The following is a 16,217-nucleotide window of genomic DNA, read 5'->3' as shown; positions in this document are numbered from 1 at the left end:
GCCCGCCAGTCGTGTGCCGACGGGCACCGTCCGCTACGCGTGGGGCGTCATCGCCAGTCGACGACGATGCGGTTCAGCGGGGTGTCGAGGGCGAAGAGGCCGGGGCGCTGCTCGATGGCGGGGGTGTCCAGGGGCTGGATCTCGAACGTGGCCTCGCGGTCGCGGTACTCGCGGTCCCAGGTGCGGATGGCGTCGGCGACCTTCGCGGCCAGTTCATCGCTGCCGGGGCCGTGGCCGATGACGCCGAACTCCCAGAGCTTGTCGCCCTCGGGGGTCTTCTCCTTGGACAGGCGCCGGGCGAGGTAGGTGACGGCGCCCTTGTCGACGGCCGCGGTGGAGGAGGGGTAGGGGTCCTCGGTGAGCAGGGTGCCCTTGGCGCTTTGGGGGAACAGCATCCGGATCAGACCGGAGGGGAGGGAGCAGGTGACGAACAGTTCCATCCACTCGGGCGATTCCATGGCGCGGACCGTCATGCCGGTCCACTCCTCGGTGTGCGGCTGGTCAAGTACGCCTGCGAGGGCGTCGGCGTCGATGTTGAGGCCGGCGGGGGCCTGGAGTCGTACGGCGCCGTCCGCGCTGATCGGGATGATGCGGCGGTCGTCGTCGGCGATGCCCCGTCGAAGCGGCATGAAGGTGTTCATCTGGCTGCCGAGGGATACCCATCGGCCGTCGCGCTGCTCGTAGGCGATGGAGCGGGAGACGGTGCCCTTGAGGCGCTGGGGGACGAGGAGTCGGCCGCCGGGTGCGAGCTGCTGCAGCCAGGCGTGCGGTACGCCGTGGGCGCCGACGGTGGCGATGATCCGGTCGTACGGCGCTGCTTCGGCGTAGCCGAGGGCCCCGTCGCGGGTCATGGCCTGGACGTTGGTGATTCCCGCGCTGGCGAGGTGGGCGCGGGCGCCTTCCACGAGGTCGTCGTCGACGTCGAGGGTGGTCACGTGTCCGTTCTCGCCGACCAGGTGGGCGAGGAGAGCGGCGTTGTAGCCGGTGCCGGCGCCGAGTTCGAGGATGCGCTCGCCGGGTTGGGCTTCGAGTTGGTCCAGCATGAGGGCGACGACGCCTGGTTGGGAGGCGCAGGAGATGGACGTGCCGTCGGTGTCGTACTTGATGTGCACCGGTGCGTTGGCGTAGGCGTCTTCGAGCGTCGCCTCGGGCACGAACACGTGGCGGGGCACGGTCCGCAACGCGGTCTCGACGGCGGGCGTGCGGGCGTGTCCGTCCGCGCGGAGCTGGTCGACCAGGGCGTTGCGGAGGCGCTCGGCGTCCGCCGTGGGGGTGGTGATCGTGTCGGTGTTCACCGCGCTGACGCTATCGGCGTCGGCCGTTGCCTCGGTGGGCGATGCGGTGTGGTCACTCGTTCCCATGACTACCTCTCGTGCGATGTGGGACAGGGCGCTCTGGTCGTCTCGGAGGAGACCGGCGCGGTTGGCGTGGAAGATCACGTGGTGGGCGATGACGGAGCGCAGGCCGCGGGTGAGGGCACCGCGGGCTGCGAGGTCGGCGAGTGTGGCTCCGGCCCGTTCGAAGGCGGTCACCCATTCCTCGTGCGCGTGGAGCGGGCCCTCCGGGCGGCAGAGGCTGTGCGCGTCGGCGGTCATGAGCTTGCGCATGGCCGAGGCCAGTTCGGCGGCTCGTTCGGGTGGTTGTGAAGCGGTGGCCGGTCGAAGGGCCGCGACCTTCGCCCATACGTCGCCCTGCTCGAACCAGTCGAGTCCAGCGCCGCGCATCATGGCGCTCACCAGCAGGACGGCGGTCTCTCGGCGTCCCAAGTGGATCGGGCTGGGCTGGTAGGTGAGCAGGTGGCGGGAGTCGCTGTGGAACAGTTCGTGGGCTGTGTCCATGGCCTCGGGTCCACCGAATGCATCGACCTCGGGCTCGTAGACGCAAGGCAGGCACGACACGGCTACGCCGTCGTCGATGAGGTTGCTCAGGAGCGATTCGATGGCTGGTGAGGGCTGGTCGGCGAGATACCGCAGCGGCCAGGGCTGCTTGTTCATGAACCACCAGCCGGTGAGCTGGCCGTCGGCCTCGGCCTTGATCAGGGCGGGGCCGAGACGTTCGGCGATGGTGCGCCGGGCAATCTCGCGGTCGACGAAGGTGATGTTGTGCTGCTGCCAGCGGTAGGGAGGCATAGAGGTCCTTCGGTCGGTGGATCAAGCGATGAGGAGGCATGCGTCCCAGGAGGATCGGGGTGGTGCGGCAGTGCTGGGCGCCAGGAGGGCCAGGGCTATGCCGGCGGCGCCGTCGAGGAGGCCAGGGCCGCCTTCCTCGTTCCGTATGAGCGCCGTGGCCATTAGTTCGGGGTCGGTGCCCGGTGGGATGACCGCAGCTAGGAGCGCCGGGATCGTGGCTCGGAGTTTCCCCGCGGTCGAGGGGTGGGCGTCGTCGGCCGTGCGCGCGGCAGCGTGGGCGAGGCCGGCAAACCCGTGGCAGAGGCCGTTGTCTGTCGTGGCCTTATGCTGCTCGGGATCGGTGAGGGCGGCCACGAGCGCGTTCTCCGCGTCGATCTGGCGGCGGGTGTCTCCGAGAGCCAGTGCGGCGAGTTGCTGGGCGCGGGCGAGGCCGGCGGTGCCGTAGCACCAGGAGGGCCGCCGGGGCGCAGACGGGGCGAGACGCCCTGTGCGCAGTTCGCCCTGAGTGATCCAGTATGGCCAGACCGGTCCGCTGTCGGCCTCCTGCTTCCAACGGTCCAGCCAGGTCAGGATCGTGCGCAGTGCCGCGTGGTGCCCGTCGGTGGCGGAGCCGTTCCGTGCGGCGAGGGCGAGGAGCGCGAGCACGCCGCCGATGCCGTGGGCCATACCGGTGTTGGCGTGCCCGCCGGTGAATCGGTCGTCCGGGTTGCCCGAGGGCCCGGTCTCAGTCCACCAGCCTGGCAGGGTCTCGCCGTGGTGGGTGATCGGTTCGGTGAGGCGTACGCAGTAGTCGAGAACGGCGCGCATCGTGGTGCTGCCGGGGTCTCGGCGCAGTAGATAGGTGCCGTATCCGGTGAGGCCCCGGATGGCGTCGAACTCGGCGAGCTGCGGTAGGCGTCCGGCGTCGATGCGGCGGTGTGCGGCGTCGAGACGGCGTCCGACATCGACTGCGATCTGTCCGTCCATCGCGTCGAGGGCGCGCTGGTAGGAGCCGGGAAGGTGGTCGGCGGCGCAGGCCAGGGCGTGGGCGAAGGCGGGCACTCCGTAGAACGGGTGGCTGTCCGGGCCGCTGGTGAGCGGCTGCCGAGAGGCGGCGGCGAGCCAGTCGTGGGCGTGCTGCCACGGGCCGAGGCCGTTCGCGGCCAGTTCGATGTGCAGGAGCGCGATTCCGGGCGGGCCATAGGCAAGGTGCTGCCGGTCCGCGGACAGCACCTTGGAGCCGAGGGGCACGGTGCCGGGGTCGGCGAGCCGCGCGGCGATGGCACCGGCCAGGCGGAGCGCGGGGTGGGCGGTCACGAAGCCCTCGCTCTGGTACGAGCGGTCCAGGCCAGAGCGGCGGCACGCGACAGGTAGAGGCACACCTCTTCCTCCGGGAAGTTCACGGCGACGTGGCGCACGAAGTGGACGTGCAGCAGGGAGGTCAGGACGTCATCGACGGCGATGCCCTGGGTGTTGGGGCCGGGCAGGTGCGGCCGGTACGCGGCGAGCGCTCTATCCCGGTCGGCCCATCCGGACACGATGGCGTCCCCGCCCGGGACGCTGCGCAGGGCCGACCAGTCGTCACACGGGTCGGCGAGCCGTACGGCCTCGGTGAACTGCGGACGTGGAACGGGTGTTGGGGCTGTCGGCGGGACGCGGTCTATCAGCCACCGCATCCCGGCTGCGGTGCTGCCGAGGAACGCGGAGGTGATGGCGACGGTGTGGGCCGCCACCAGTGTGCGCGGTCCGGGGCGTTGTGGCTGCGTGAGCTGGGCCAGGATGGCGCGTGAGTCCGCCCGGAACACCTCCTCGGCCGCCTCCCATGTGGTGCCGGAGCCCCAGCGGCCCATCTCCCGGTAGGAGGTGGGATAGCGCAGGTCGGCCAGCAGGCCGATGCTGCGTAGCTCGTCGGCCCAGGAGCTCACCGTTCGGGCCGTGTCGGCGAAGGCTTCCGGGTCGGGGAGGGCGATGCGTACGCGGAGGTGTTGGTCCGGGTCGCGGAAGCGGATGAACCACCAGGGTGGGTTGCCGAGTTGTTCGAGGATGCCGGGCAAATGCCGGGAGAGCAGGACGTCTTGGCGGCGGGGGTCGCCGTACAGGGCGGCCAGAAGCACTGAGGAAGAGGCGGGCGTCTGCATCTGGGCCGCAGACAGGACACGGGTCCGGCTGGGGGTTGGCAGCGGCGGCCACGTCGGCGGTCGGGTCGCCTTGAGCGGAGCTACGACCTCGTGGGCTCGCCCGCCGCACCAGCCGTACGCCTCTGGCTCCGGGGCCTCGACCAGCACTGCCAGACGCGTGCGGTCGAGATGCTGACGCAGGAGCGTCCGGTGGCCGGCCTCGTCGAGGTCGAGGAAGAGACGCCGGTCGTCCTCAACGAGGTGGACGCGGCGCGACAGCCTCCGCTGGACACGCCAGTCGGCGAGCGCAGCATCCCACTCCTCCCGAGGACGGACGGGGCCGGGCAGTTCGGACGCTTCCAGCCGCCATTGGGCCGGGGCCAGCACGATGCGGCCGTACCGCAGACGTGGAAGGAACGGCATCGCCGCGGCGGCGCCCCAGTCGAAGACGGTGACCTGCGCGCACTGGGCGCGGGACAGTTCGGTGAGGAACCGCACCAGTGGTGGGGTGTGGGTGCGGAGGTTCAGCGCGTGCATCCCGATGGCCTCGACGCGGTGGCCTCGCTCGGGGACGGCGAGGTACATACGGCGGCCGTCGCACCCCACCGCCAAGTCCTCCGGGGTGAGGACGGTGTCCTGCGGGGCACGGTGCTCCTGAAGGCTGATCACGGTGGGTAGGACCTGTGGGGAGCGGGTGACGTGGGCGCTCCTGGGGAGCAGGGGCGGGAAAGAGAGCTGTGCGGGCATGGTGTTGCCGTCTGCGGCTGGGAGGTCGGCGAGCTCGGCGGCCAGGGCCTTCCGCTCGGCAGGGGCCAGCACGCTGAGGAACCGGCCCACGGAGACGCCGGCGCCTCGGGACACGCTCATGACCTCCAGCCGGAACCGCCCGCGCTGCAACTCCTCCAGGCTGACTGCATGCACCCGCACCCCGATCTCCAAGTGCGGCGGCAGCCGAGGCTTGTCGGGCCCCACGTCCAGGGACTCAATCTGTTCGTCCGTTAGGATCACTTCGTCCCGGCCGTCGAGCGCGGCGGCCTGAGCCAGCCGTACGAGGGCGTCATCCCGAGCGGAGACGCGGGGCCTGCGTGCGCCGGCCGGAGCGCCTGGGTAGCCGTCGGGATAGCCGGTGCCGCTGTCCGCCACGGCCTCTACGAGCGGCACCATCGTGCCGATGCCGTACCGCTCGTAGAACCGCTGGTGGTACTCGTTCCAGGCGGCGGTCCCGTACGGGCGGATACTCAAGCGGGTCAGGATGAGAGCGGCGCGTTCGATCTCTCGGGCGACCGCTTCCGGCAGAGCGATCTGCGCGTCCAGGCGGAGGTCGAGCGCGACAGGGTGGCGACGCAGGCCGGGGACGAGGTCTCGCATCCGCGCCGCGACGCTGTCCCGGCCGCCATGCGTGGCGCACTCCTCCAGGCCCGCCCGGACCGCATGGAGTTCGCGTACGCTCTCCGCGACCGGGGCGAGGCTTCCAGCGTCGATCGCGTCGAGTTGGCCCAGCAGATACCCGAGGGCGTCGGTCTCGGTGCTTGGTGCTTGCAAGCTCGTGATCAGTACCCGTCGCCGGATCAGCTCCGTCAGCAGTTGACGTGCCTTCTCGGGACCGGCCTCGGGGAACTCCGCTCGGAGCTTGTCCACGAGGGTGCCGAACCGGATCGGCGCCCGGGTCGCGGCAAGGACTGCGCGCACCGGTCCGCTCAGGGCCAGGGACGCCTCGACCGCGCGAGTCCGGTCGTCCTGGACGTCGGGCTGGAACGGCACGATGAGCCGGTCTCCCCGGGACGTCACGGTGTTGTTGATGACGACAGGCAGCCGTTCGAGGAGGTCCAGGCAGGACTCCAACCGTTCGACCAGGGCCGCCAGCCACTCTGCCCCCGCGCGGCCCACGGCCACGTGCTCCTCGCCCCAGTCTGCTTGCGCCTGCGGGCCGAACTCCGCGGTGGCCACACCGGCGAACAGGCCGAAGGGTGTCGCGCGGTGCTGGGCCCGCAGCAGGTAGCGGGCCACGGACAGCGCCGCACGCTGCACATCCCGGAGGGCGGGATGCTCGGCCGTACACAGGGCCCCTACTTGCGCGGCCAGGACCGGGCTGGAGTGCTGGAGTGCCTCGGCGACGTCCTTGTCCGCCCAGACCGCGCGTAGCCACGCCACACGGGCAGACGAACCACTGGGCGAGCGGTCGTCGAGGTCAGGGCATGGAGGAAACGGCAGCGAGGGTCGGACCACGGCGCGGACGAGAGCAGTGGAACCGGTGCGGAACGCTGCGCGCGGAGCAACCACCAAGTACCTCCGTAGGTGAGGGGGCGGGCGGCTGGTGCCGCCGCGTGGAGACGCGGCGGCACCAGACCGGGATGGCTTGGGGCCGGATCAGGCGACGTTGGTGGTGCAGGCGCCGCAGGTGGACCCGCAGTTGTCGTCGGTCAGGTTGACCAGGCCCGCCGGGTCGACGATCTCGACGAGGGAGACGTCCAGGTCGAAGCCGTCCGATGCCCCCGGGATCTGCGGGCGTACTTCGGTGCGGCTGGGAACTACGGTGCTGCGCGTCATGCTTCAACTCCTTTTAATCGTTGTGGTGTTACTGGGCTGGAGCGCCCACCAGGTGCCGCCACGGGAGCGATGCCAGATGGCTGCTTTCCGGACGACTCCTGGCCGCCCGGCGCGAGGGGACGTGCTCCGCAGGGGAAGTCCTCGCGGGGTGCCTGCCTCACGCCGGGAAGTCGTGTGCCGGGAGTCTGATCAAGCGGATGCCGGCCGCCGCTCCATGAAGTAGGCGAGCGCCTGGGCCTGGAGGCGATCGAGGCACGGCTCGCACGCGTAGAAGGGGGCGTGCTGTCCGTCCCACTGCACCGGGCCGAGCCAGATCACCAGGACTCCGGTACGTCCGCAGCCGAGCCAGCAATCACCGGTGGTCCACCGCCACTCCATGCGAAGGACTTCCCCTTTCTCAGCTGGTCGGGATGGTCGATCTGGCGGCCTGGCAGTGGGGAGCGCAGGCCCAGAGCTGGAACAGCAGGTCCCGGTGGCGTATCTCGCCCAGCCGTCGACCGCTCGCTCCCAGCAGCCGGGCGCAGAGGGCGCAGTCCGTGGCCATCTGCTGCCGGGGCCGGAGTCGGGCGAGATCCGGAAGGGGCGACGGAGCCATCGCCGGGATGCTCACTTGCCGCCCTCGATACGGAGTTCCGCCCAGACCTCTTTGCCCCAAGGGCGTCTGCCCGAGCCATGCAGGTCGTAGCCCCACCGGTCAGCGACCGCGTCGACGAGGAGCAGCCCGCGCCCCGACTCATCGTCGTCACCCGCCTGGCCGAGTATGGGCAGACGCGTCGGTTCCCGGTCCACGACCCCGACACGCACTCGTGTCGCGCTCGGCCGCCCAACCGTGAGGCGGATCTCGGGACACAGAGTGTGCCTGGAGGCGTTCGCGATCAGCTCCGTGACGATCAGCGCGGCACGGTCGGCGAGGCCGCCGAGGTGCCACACACCGAGGACGTCTCGGACGAGGTCGCGGCCGATCTCGGCCGTGGACGGCTGACACGGGAAGGTCTGGCTGTACGTGGGGTGGCCGACGGAGAGGGCCTCAACTGGGGATCTCAGACTCGTCATTGGGGTGGAGCCTTCGTGTCGTCTCGGCGCCCGGCCCGCCCCCGCGGGGGAACCTCAGGGGCGGACCGGGCCGTCAACAGCCGCCCGCACGGTGGGGCGCGGTGGGCGACCAGCACCCAGACAACTCCCTTTCTCGCCAAGCTGGTTAGGGCGTTCAGACATTCAGCCGACGGACCCGCCTAGGGCGTTTTGGCCTGCCCTTTACCTGGTGGGGAGGGATCGCGCGGACTACCGTGCTCGCATGGACACCACCCGCAACACCGTTCTTGAGGCGTGGATGACCGAACACGGCTACAGCTCCAACAGCCTCGCCGAGGCCGTGAACAGCGCCATTGAACGGTTGACCGGGCGCCCTGGAGGACTCGACGGCTCATCGGTCCGGGCATGGAAAGCGGGCCGGGTCACGTGGCCAAAGTCAGCCGCCCGCAAGGCACTTGAGGACGTCACCGGACTACCAGCCATCGCTTTAGGGTTCGTGCCACGGGGTCGGCCTTCGTCCACCCCGGCCCCACCGCAGCAGGAGGACCCCGACATGAAGCGCCGCACCCTCGTCGGCAGCATCGCGGCGGCGGCCGCAGCAGCAGCCGCTCCTGGCACCGCATCGCCGCGCCGTATCGGCATGAGCGACGTCAACCGCCTGAACAAGCGCTTCGCCGAGATCATCGCCAGCGACCACCGCCACGGCGGACAACTCGGCATCGAACAGCGGGCCGCCGCCCTCGCCGACGAGGCGCTCAACCTCCAGAACGCCGGCAGCGCCACCCAGCGGGTACGCAGCAACCTCTACGCCTCCGCAGCCGCCTTCCGCTCCTCCGCGATGTGGGCCGCCATCGACGGCCGGCGCTACGACGTCGCCAAGGCGCACATGCGCGAAGCCCAGGCCCTCGCCGAGATGTCCGGCGACCAGGCGATCAAGTTCCGCATCTGGAGCCACGCTGGCACCATGTACCGCCACATGGGCCGCCCCGCCGACGCGTTCGCCGCCAACGACGTCGCCCGCAACCTGCACCTCACCCGCCGAGACCCCCTGTTCGCCTCCCTCGGCCTGGCCCGCCAGGGCGCCATCCACGGCGCGGCACAGGACCGCACCGGCACCCGCCGCGCCTTCGAGCAGGCCCAGGACGCCATGCTGCGCGCCGACCCCGCCGACTACCGGCCGGTGTGGATGCTCGCCTTCTACGACCAGGCCGAACTGGACTCCCTGGCCCTCTCCGCCCACTTGGCGCTCGGCGACTACTCGACCGCCGAGTACCACGCCCACCGCTGCCTGGCCGCCCTCCGCCCCCACATGATCCGCTCCCGCGCAATCACCACCACCCGGCTCGCACACGCTCAGCTCGCCCAGGGCGCCCCCGACGCCGCCACGGCCACCGCGATGAAGGTCCCCGCCGAAGCCGCCACCCAGCACGCCCGGGTCACGCGCATGCTGCAGGAGTTCGGGGCCGCACTGCGCGCCACCGCGCCGGGCAGCTCCACCGCGCAGACCTGGACCGAGCACACCGCCGCCTGGAGGATGGCCGCATGACCACGGCGCCCGCCATCGAACTACGCACCTTCACCACTCTCGACACCGCCCGCGGCGACCTGCTTGACGTGTACGCCGAAGTCCGCGCCCCGCTCCTCCACCTGCCGAACTACGCGGTCACCGCGTTCGGCGAACGCCTGGACCGGCACGGAACCGAGCCGGGATTCACGGCCGTCCTCGCGTACACGGACGAGCATCCGGTCGGCTACGCCTACGGCAACACCATCGAGCACGGCGACCGCTACTGGCAGCGCACCAGCCCGACGCCCGCCGAGAAGTACACCCAGCGTCCGGCCGTGGCCCTGAAGGAGATCGGCGTCCGACCGAGCTGGCGGAAGACCGGCACCGCCCGCCGCATCCACGACGCCCTCCTCTCCACACGCGACGAGCCGTACGTGACGCTCATGGTCAACCCTGCCGCCGGGGACGGAAAGGTCCACGCGCTCTACGAGTCGTGGGGTTACAAGGACATTGGGCAGAGCCAGCCGTCGCCAGTCTCGCCGGTCCTCACAGTGATGATCCGTGCCAACCGCTGACAGGTGTGCCGGGCTGGCTGTTGCCACAACCAGCCGATTTCCAACTCGTGCCCCAGCCCGGTGATATGGGCCTTGCTGACTCGTGGCCCCTCGGAGAACTCTTTGATAGCACCATCCCTTACCGGACCCCCGTCGTACTACCTGGTACGACGGGGGCGAGTGCCAGTGGATTTCTGTTGCAATGGCCGGACGGTCTATTCGATTCCTGTGCGGCGAGTGCGGATGCGACTGGAGGCAGGACGTTCCTGTTGTTCAAAATTTCGCCAATAATCCCATCGCTTTTTCAAGTACTCGCGCCGTTCTTCGGTCATCATGACCGAGCGAGAAAAAGCGGCCTCTGCGTCGCTCAGGCGGAGCGCCCTGGGTCCAGTATTTGTTCCCGTTCCATAAACTGGCGAAAATGCGTGAATCTTTGGACCTTGGGCAGTCATAGTGAGGGTCATCGAGATGGAGTGATCGTAGCGTGGACGCAGTGCGTCAAATGTCATGAAGTATTCACTCTCTCCTCTCTGTTGGTCCCGCTTGTACCGCAATGCGTCAGGGTTCGAATGGCCACCGCCCATCTTGAATTCTGACTCACGCCCATAGATCAATACAAATTGCGGCTCGAGTGGTCTGTTTCTGTACTTCTCGCCGAGTAGGAGAAATGTTTCGCGAAATAGTGCCTGATTTCCATCCCGGCGGAACCAGGAGCGCCAGTCGTTGAGTTGATCGCGGGCTTCGGTGAACTCGCTGGTAGGTCGTCCATCTTTTCTGAACCAGCGTTTAGATGGCTTTTCAATCTCGATGAGAATTGGCGTGATCAGGCCGGATGATCTAGTGACCCACATAAAGTCCGGCTCAAACGAGCGACCTGCGCCAATCAGTTTCGGGCGCCGGAATACTGCTCCCATGTCTGATCCATGGTGCCCTCCGGGCCCCACGTCGCCGCTGCCTCCCGGAATCATGGCCGGGTGCAGTTCGAGGAAACGCTGAACCTCGTCCTCTTCGGGGCTTCTGCTGAGGAGGCTATACCACTCGGAAAGCGCTTGGTCTGAGTATCTGTCCCAAGTCATAGCCATAGGCCGATCTGGATCTCGATCCGGAACGACTGTCTCGAACGCACTCTCAGATCGTTGATTATTCTCCATGGAGTCAGGCTACCGAGTCTGCGGCGCGGTTGTGGCTATATGCGCGAAGCCTGTGAGCTTGATGCAGGTTCACTCTGTTGTAGTAGGCGGCATCGAGTTGGTCCATTCTTCATCTCGCCATCCCTGGGATGTTCGCCCGTTCGCGTCGTTCCCTTAGCTTTCGGTGCTTGGTCGACGCCGGGGAAAAGCGTCCCCGATCGGCCAGTGCTCAGGCAGACCAAGGGACGTGTGGATGGGGCGAGCCGCTGGCTGGCGTTCGATGCGAATATCGACCAACTGTGCCGTTTCCCAGGCGGGGAGAACGGGGGCAGGGAGCGAGTCAGGTGCGGGGCTTTGCCAGAGGATTGGGACCTTCTTCGCCCAGGTCCAAGGTGCCGGGTTGTCGACGGTCAGTACGCCGCTGACCCGGCTATGGGCCTGACCTTGCGCGGCAGTCCAGTAGCCGTCGGCATTGCGACCGAAGGCCGATCCGGTGTGGTGGGCGTACTCGACCGAGGTCCCGTACAACGCGCTTTCGGTGTCTTCATCCTCGGGAAAGACCGCTGAATTGCCGACCGCCACGATGAATGGCAGCCCCAATTCGCCGTACTTCCTGCCCTTCTTTCTCACGGCTTTGAGTACCCGATCTGAGTCATCGGCGACCCACACCGAGGGATGGAAGCCGATTGCCCTGCTCGTCGGATCGCCTCGCCTGCTGGGGCTGCGGGGGATCGCCTCGAAGCTGAGGCGCCAACCTGCCTCCTGCCAGGTATGCCTGGGTAGCGGCACTTTCTGCTCATACTCGGCAGTGACCTGGTCGGGGTCCAAGCTTGCCAGCCATCGTGTCAACTCGTTCTTCAACCGCCGTTGCTGCGGTGTGGTCGAGCCAACGCTGTCAACCTTGTACGCTACGTAGAAGTTTGGGCTCGGAACGCGGTCAATCGCGTCCACCACCTGAGGCGGGAGCGAGCGGCTCCCGGTTGCGTCCAGATTCTCGGCCGTCCAGATCGCCTCGACAACGAATTGCTGGTCGCCATGGGTGACCAGGAAGTCTGGGTACTTTCCCCCTGTGCCTATTTGCTGCTCGATCTCCACGGTGCAACCGGATCCGCGCAGCATCTCGTGCACGTACAGCTCCCACAGCGCGGAGAAGACGTTCGCGTCGGAATTGCGATCGCGTAGCCGACTGCGCAGGCCGGGCTGAGCATCGGGGGGCAGGTGTGACCACCACTCGTTGATCACATCTCGAACCTGGTCCCAGAACGGACCAGCGATCCGTTCGAAGAATTCGGCATCCGACTCCGATGCTCGCTTCGGTGTCGCATCTGTTCGATGTCGGCTTATGTACACGCCCATGACGAACGATCATAGATTGCTCCGTGCGCTGCTCTCGCGGGTTTTCTGCAGCGTCCCGGCGACGCTTGCGTTGAGTCCGAGCTGTCGCCGTCGTCCGCACGCCCTTGATGATCGTGCGCCGTCACTCGCTGCCGACGGAGACGCGGAGCAAATGATCAGCAGTGCCCGTTCAGAACCGACCAGCACCTGCGGCTGTTCCGAAACGGAACGCCGCGCCCGTTCGTCACCAGGCCGGCCGGAGAGATTCAGCTCGGCGGTAACAGCGGTCTCGGCTGCTGAGCGCCCTGGGACTGGCGCCGTCCGCCCGCCGCCCAGGCGGTGCGAGGGCAGGGGTCAGCCCTGGTCTTCCTCCTGATCGTCCCGCAAGGCGTCGCGCACGGAGCGCCAGGCGCGGATTGCGTTGCCGATGTCCAGCAACAGCCCTCGGAGTTGGCGAATCAGAACCCGCGCGGCACAAATGGCAGTAACGACTTCGAATTCCACAGCGAGCCTGCTCACCGGCTGCTCCCCACCTCGGGCGCCAGCCTCTCCGTCTCGCACCGCGAAGTCAGTACCCAACTGGGTACATTTCGTGATCACTCTCGGCTTCACCCGCACGATTGGACGGACACGCGGCTGAACCCAACGAGCCGAGCCACATTGAGGCACCGCGGACAACACTCGTCGCTGTGAGGGCGCGGGTCAGCATCAGAGTTGAGGCATTTACTGATCTTGAAGATCCGCGCCACGGGAACGTGTCTGAGCCGATACACCCAGGCTGCCCGTCGAACGGGCTGGTGTCTGTAGGGTCGAGCCTACTTTTTGTGATCTTGGATGGATCCGCAAGCGTGTCCCGTCCAGAGTGTTCTGTGCAGTTCACGCGGGGTGCCCTGCGTGAGCGATGCGTGAGCGGACGGTCCGGCAGGAGGTGTTCTGACGTGGACCGTGCCTAAAGAAGACCTGTTCTGACCTGGTGGTTCCGGACACCGAGTCAGCATTCGGAACCACCCAGTGAGCTTTGGCCAGGACTTTTAATCCATTGGTTGTGGGTTCGAGTCCCACAGGGCCTACGGTGCGGGTGGCGGGGGTACCCCCTACGACCTGCTGTGCAGCGCCCCGACCGGTTCTGACCGGTCGGGGCGCTCCTTTGGCGATGAGCACAGTCATGGTGGACGACACCGGTCTGGTCGAGGCGTGTTCCGTCACCGACGACGAGGAATGGCACCGTTTCTGCAGCACCGCGCCGGATCATCCCGTCACCCGGTATCTCTACGAGGACCCGTTCACGAGCCGGGCCCCTGCCCGCCCTCGCGGATAGGCCGGCGACGCGGGCCTGATCGACATGATCTACGGGCACCGGCCGCTTCCCGCCGGCTCCTGCGTGGGGCGGCGATCTACGGCCGGCTGAACCAGATGTCCGGCAGCCGGGCGGTACGCGTCCGCCGTGACCTGATCACACGTGAACTCGAAGCGATCGCGGGCCGGTCCGAACGCCCGGCCGTACTGGCCGTTGCGTGCGGGCATCTGCGGGAGAGCCTCGGCCTCACCACCCGGGCCAAGGAGGGCTTCGGGACGCGAGAGAGGACTGGCCGGCTTCCGCCCGGTGCACGCGCGGCTGTTCACCTTCCTCCGGCCCGGCGGGAAGGAAGTTGCCGATCAGCAGGCGGCCAGATGAATCTCCTCTCCGAGGCAGTTCCCCCGCACCTGGTCGCGCGACACGACGTGTTCACCGACGTGACCGAGCACATCGCCTTCCTGTCGCTGACCCGCAGCCACCACCCTGGCTGAGAGGGAGGTGCCCGAAGCCCCGACCCGTCACCGCCTCCGCGGCCAGACGGCGCCGAGGATCAGCTGGACCTGGGTGATCAGGTGGGCCGGGTCGAATCTGGTGGGGTCGGTGAGGGCGACTCGGCCGAAGTGTTCCGCGCAGGCGACCAGGGCGTGGGCGAGGATCCGGGGGTCCAGGGGCGGGGCGTCGCTGCGGTCGGCCAGGGTGTGGGTGAGCCAGGTCTCGACCCGGCGTCGGAAGCGTTCGCGGTCCGCCTCGATACGGTCTCGGACGACCGTGGGCATGTTGCCCGGGGGGAGGAGGATCGGGCGCCAGGTGTCCGGGTCCTCGCGGAGCATCGCCGACATGCGGCGCAACGCCTCGGCGACGAAGGCGGTGGGGTCGGAGAATTCCTGCGTGCCGGGGATCGTTTCGAGCAGTCGGCCGAAGGCGCGGGCCTGCTGCCGGTCGAGCAGGGCCGTCAGCAGGGCGTCGAGGTTCTCGTAGGCGCCGTAGACCACCGAGCGGGCGACGTCGGCCCGCTTGGCGATGGCGTCGATGGAGATCCGGTCGTAGCCGTCGGTCACGATCACGGCCAGGGCGGCGTCGAGGAGTTGCTCGCGGCGCTGCTCGATGGGGACGCGCGGGGCGTAGGGGCGGCGCTTGCGGGGCCCGCCTCCCGAGGAACGCGGCCTGTCTTCCGAGGAACGCGGCCCGTCTTCCGAAGCACGTGGCCGGCCTTCCGGAGAAGGGGACGAAGATGTGGGCGCTGACACCTTGGCAGTTTACGACACTCGTGTCTTAATTTACGACAGCAGTGTCGTAATCGGGGATCGGGGCGGCTGGCGCCGCGCACGCACAAGGAGCGGCTCCATGGCGAAGCTGAAGCGTGGCGAGGTCGAACCGCATGAGGACTACGGCTTCTTCGGGCCGGGTTCCGTGGTGTGGAAGGTCTGGAGCCATCCGACCGCGCCGACGGTGGGTTTCCAGCGGGCCGTGGTCGTGGAGGAGCTCGACCCGCCTCTGGTGGCCGCCGTCCACGCGACGCAGGGCATCTACCGGCGCTCCCGCACCCGTTACGACCGGACCCTGCGCTACTTCGCGATGGTGGCCTTCGCCGGTTCGCGGGAGGTGTGCAAGGCCGCGGACGTCCTGGTGAAGGTGCACTCCAAGGCGATCGGCCAACTGCCTTACGGCGGTGGGACATACGACGCCAACGACCCCGCCTCGCAGCTGTGGATCCAGCTCACCGGCTGGCACTCGATCCTCTACGCGTACGAGAAGTACGGGCCCGGGAAGCTCACCGCGGCGGAGGAGACCGAGTACTGGGAGGCGTGCGCCCTCGCCGCGGAACTCCAGACCTGCTCCCCGGACGACGTCCCCCGCAGTCGTGACGGTGTCCGGGAGTACTTCGCCCGGATGCGCCCGCACCTGTCCGCCAGCCCGATCGCCCGGCAGGCCATGAACCACCTGCTCAAGACCGAACTCGTCCTGCCGCCGGTGCCGTTCTGGGCGAAGCCGGTGCGGCTGGCCGTGGCCAGGGCGCAGCGGATCGCCACGATCGCCACCCTGCCGCGCTGGATGCGCGAGCTGGCCGGGATCCGGCAGTCCCGCCTCCTCGACGCGCTCATCGTGCCCGTCATGAAGACGTCCTTCGCCCTCGCCCACCTCAACCCCAGGGTCGAACTACGCCTGTTGGGACTGATCTCGCCCTCCACGGTCGCGGTGGTCGCCCCGGTCAAGCTCGGCATCCCGCCCCGCAAGGAGGAGGTGCTGACCCCCGCGGAAGCCCGCACCCGCCACGGCTACGCCAAGCCCACCGAGGCCCACCTCGATTTCCGCGCCCGCCAGTCCGCCCGGGTCTTCGACGACGGCGAGGCGCCGAGCGAGCAGGGGCTCATCGAGTCCCAGGAGAGCCTGGGGCCGCTGGCATAGCGACGAGATTCGTGGCCGGGAAGCGCGGCAGTCACCCCTTCTCCCGGCCCTGTCCGGTAATCGCGGTTCGCCACGGACGCGTACTGGCCGCCCCCTGGGGCCTTTGCTAGGAAGGGAGACCGGACAGGGCTGCTGAGGGCGCGTCGGCGTGCGACGGAGGGGTCTGGCTTGCTTGTGCAGGGGA

At 68.5% G+C, this 16,217-nt stretch carries 15 protein-coding genes; 4 read left to right on the top strand and 11 right to left on the bottom strand.

What is annotated here, in order from left to right:
• Positions 1-47 precede the first annotated feature (47 nt).
• The 7 genes from fxlM to ACQEWB_RS23345 all read right to left on the bottom strand — a co-directional run bounded on the left by fxlM (position 48) and on the right by ACQEWB_RS23345 (position 7,825).
• The gene (gene fxlM / locus ACQEWB_RS23375) at positions 48-2,129 is read right to left on the bottom strand and encodes a methyltransferase, FxLD system (RefSeq protein ID WP_432834063.1); all 2,082 of its coding nucleotides are present in this window, start codon (positions 2,127-2,129) and stop codon (positions 48-50) included.
• 21 nt (positions 2,130-2,150) lie between these two features.
• Positions 2,151-3,425 (bottom strand): lanthionine synthetase C family protein, encoded by a 1,275-nt coding sequence (locus ACQEWB_RS23370; protein WP_432834061.1) that lies wholly within the window; start codon positions 3,423-3,425, stop codon positions 2,151-2,153.
• Positions 3,422-6,376: a lantibiotic dehydratase gene (locus ACQEWB_RS23365; protein WP_432834059.1), complete on the bottom strand. Its 2,955-nt coding sequence runs from the start codon at positions 6,374-6,376 to the stop codon at positions 3,422-3,424. The genes ACQEWB_RS23370 and ACQEWB_RS23365 overlap by 4 nt, the downstream gene beginning before the upstream one ends.
• A 216-nt stretch (positions 6,377-6,592) precedes the next feature.
• Entirely contained in the window at positions 6,593-6,772 is a 180-nt protein-coding gene (locus ACQEWB_RS23360; protein WP_210875011.1) for an FxLD family lanthipeptide, read from the bottom strand.
• A 189-nt stretch (positions 6,773-6,961) separates the two neighbouring features.
• Positions 6,962-7,150: a hypothetical protein gene (locus tag ACQEWB_RS23355; RefSeq protein WP_432834057.1), complete on the bottom strand. Its 189-nt coding sequence runs from the start codon at positions 7,148-7,150 to the stop codon at positions 6,962-6,964.
• Between the two features lie 19 nt (positions 7,151-7,169).
• A complete protein-coding gene (locus ACQEWB_RS23350) occupies positions 7,170-7,367 on the bottom strand; it encodes a hypothetical protein (RefSeq protein ID WP_432834055.1) in 198 nt (65 codons plus the stop codon).
• An 11-nt stretch (positions 7,368-7,378) separates the two neighbouring features.
• Positions 7,379-7,825: an ATP-binding protein gene (locus tag ACQEWB_RS23345; RefSeq protein WP_432834053.1), complete on the bottom strand. Its 447-nt coding sequence runs from the start codon at positions 7,823-7,825 to the stop codon at positions 7,379-7,381.
• 241 nt (positions 7,826-8,066) lie between these two features.
• Between ACQEWB_RS23345 and ACQEWB_RS23340 the strand changes: the two genes are divergently transcribed.
• Positions 8,067-9,350, top strand: a complete 1,284-nt coding sequence (locus tag ACQEWB_RS23340) for an XRE family transcriptional regulator (protein ID WP_432834051.1) — start codon at positions 8,067-8,069, stop codon at positions 9,348-9,350.
• Positions 9,347-9,886, top strand: a complete 540-nt coding sequence (locus ACQEWB_RS23335; protein WP_432834049.1) for a GNAT family N-acetyltransferase — start codon at positions 9,347-9,349, stop codon at positions 9,884-9,886. The genes ACQEWB_RS23340 and ACQEWB_RS23335 overlap by 4 nt, the downstream gene beginning before the upstream one ends.
• Positions 9,887-10,080: 194 nt before the next feature.
• Here the strand turns inward: ACQEWB_RS23335 and ACQEWB_RS23330 are convergent, their stop codons facing one another.
• The 3 genes from ACQEWB_RS23330 to ACQEWB_RS23320 form a co-directional block, all read right to left on the bottom strand.
• A complete protein-coding gene (locus ACQEWB_RS23330; protein ID WP_432843963.1) occupies positions 10,081-10,941 on the bottom strand; it encodes a Shedu anti-phage system protein SduA domain-containing protein in 861 nt (286 codons plus the stop codon).
• 228 nt (positions 10,942-11,169) lie between these two features.
• Positions 11,170-12,351 (bottom strand): hypothetical protein, encoded by a 1,182-nt coding sequence (locus ACQEWB_RS23325; protein ID WP_432834047.1) that lies wholly within the window; start codon positions 12,349-12,351, stop codon positions 11,170-11,172.
• Positions 12,352-12,684: 333 nt separating this feature from the next.
• Complete coding sequence (locus tag ACQEWB_RS23320; RefSeq protein ID WP_360715749.1) at positions 12,685-12,849, bottom strand: hypothetical protein; 165 nt, start codon at positions 12,847-12,849, stop codon at positions 12,685-12,687.
• Positions 12,850-13,483: 634 nt separating this feature from the next.
• Between ACQEWB_RS23320 and ACQEWB_RS23315 the strand changes: the two genes are divergently transcribed.
• Positions 13,484-13,648: a hypothetical protein gene (locus ACQEWB_RS23315; protein ID WP_432834045.1), complete on the top strand. Its 165-nt coding sequence runs from the start codon at positions 13,484-13,486 to the stop codon at positions 13,646-13,648.
• A 497-nt stretch (positions 13,649-14,145) separates the two neighbouring features.
• On the opposite strand, the gene ACQEWB_RS23310 is transcribed toward ACQEWB_RS23315, so the two are convergent.
• The gene (locus ACQEWB_RS23310; RefSeq protein WP_432834043.1) at positions 14,146-14,874 is read right to left on the bottom strand and encodes a TetR/AcrR family transcriptional regulator; all 729 of its coding nucleotides are present in this window, start codon (positions 14,872-14,874) and stop codon (positions 14,146-14,148) included.
• A gap of 97 nt (positions 14,875-14,971) precedes the next feature.
• Between ACQEWB_RS23310 and ACQEWB_RS23305 the strand changes: the two genes are divergently transcribed.
• Positions 14,972-16,033, top strand: coding sequence for an oxygenase MpaB family protein (locus ACQEWB_RS23305; RefSeq protein ID WP_432834041.1), 1,062 nt, complete (start codon positions 14,972-14,974; stop codon positions 16,031-16,033).
• Positions 16,034-16,217 lie beyond the last annotated feature (184 nt).

This window comes from Streptomyces sp. CA-249302 (assembly GCF_050936785.1).
In the GTDB taxonomy this organism is placed as follows: domain Bacteria; phylum Actinomycetota; class Actinomycetes; order Streptomycetales; family Streptomycetaceae; genus Streptomyces.
Note: the sequence above shows the minus strand (reverse complement) of the source record. Positions and strands in the feature narration are given on the sequence as shown.

What these genes read in the sequence shown, in the direction of transcription:
- ACQEWB_RS23360 (WP_210875011.1), bottom strand. Translation starts at nt 6,772, where the DNA reads ATGACGCGCAGCACCGTAGTTCCCAGCCGCACCGAAGTACGCCCGCAG.
- fxlM (WP_432834063.1), bottom strand. Translation starts at nt 2,129, where the DNA reads ATGCCTCCCTACCGCTGGCAGCAGCACAACATCACCTTCGTCGACCGC.
- ACQEWB_RS23350 (WP_432834055.1), bottom strand. Translation starts at nt 7,367, where the DNA reads ATGGCTCCGTCGCCCCTTCCGGATCTCGCCCGACTCCGGCCCCGGCAG.
- ACQEWB_RS23335 (WP_432834049.1), top strand. Translation starts at nt 9,347, where the DNA reads ATGACCACGGCGCCCGCCATCGAACTACGCACCTTCACCACTCTCGAC.
- ACQEWB_RS23355 (WP_432834057.1), bottom strand. Translation starts at nt 7,150, where the DNA reads ATGGAGTGGCGGTGGACCACCGGTGATTGCTGGCTCGGCTGCGGACGT.
- ACQEWB_RS23305 (WP_432834041.1), top strand. Translation starts at nt 14,972, where the DNA reads ATGGCGAAGCTGAAGCGTGGCGAGGTCGAACCGCATGAGGACTACGGC.
- ACQEWB_RS23345 (WP_432834053.1), bottom strand. Translation starts at nt 7,825, where the DNA reads ATGACGAGTCTGAGATCCCCAGTTGAGGCCCTCTCCGTCGGCCACCCC.
- ACQEWB_RS23315 (WP_432834045.1), top strand. Translation starts at nt 13,484, where the DNA reads ATGAGCACAGTCATGGTGGACGACACCGGTCTGGTCGAGGCGTGTTCC.
- ACQEWB_RS23340 (WP_432834051.1), top strand. Translation starts at nt 8,067, where the DNA reads ATGGACACCACCCGCAACACCGTTCTTGAGGCGTGGATGACCGAACAC.
- ACQEWB_RS23325 (WP_432834047.1), bottom strand. Translation starts at nt 12,351, where the DNA reads ATGGGCGTGTACATAAGCCGACATCGAACAGATGCGACACCGAAGCGA.
- ACQEWB_RS23330 (WP_432843963.1), bottom strand. Translation starts at nt 10,941, where the DNA reads ATGACTTGGGACAGATACTCAGACCAAGCGCTTTCCGAGTGGTATAGC.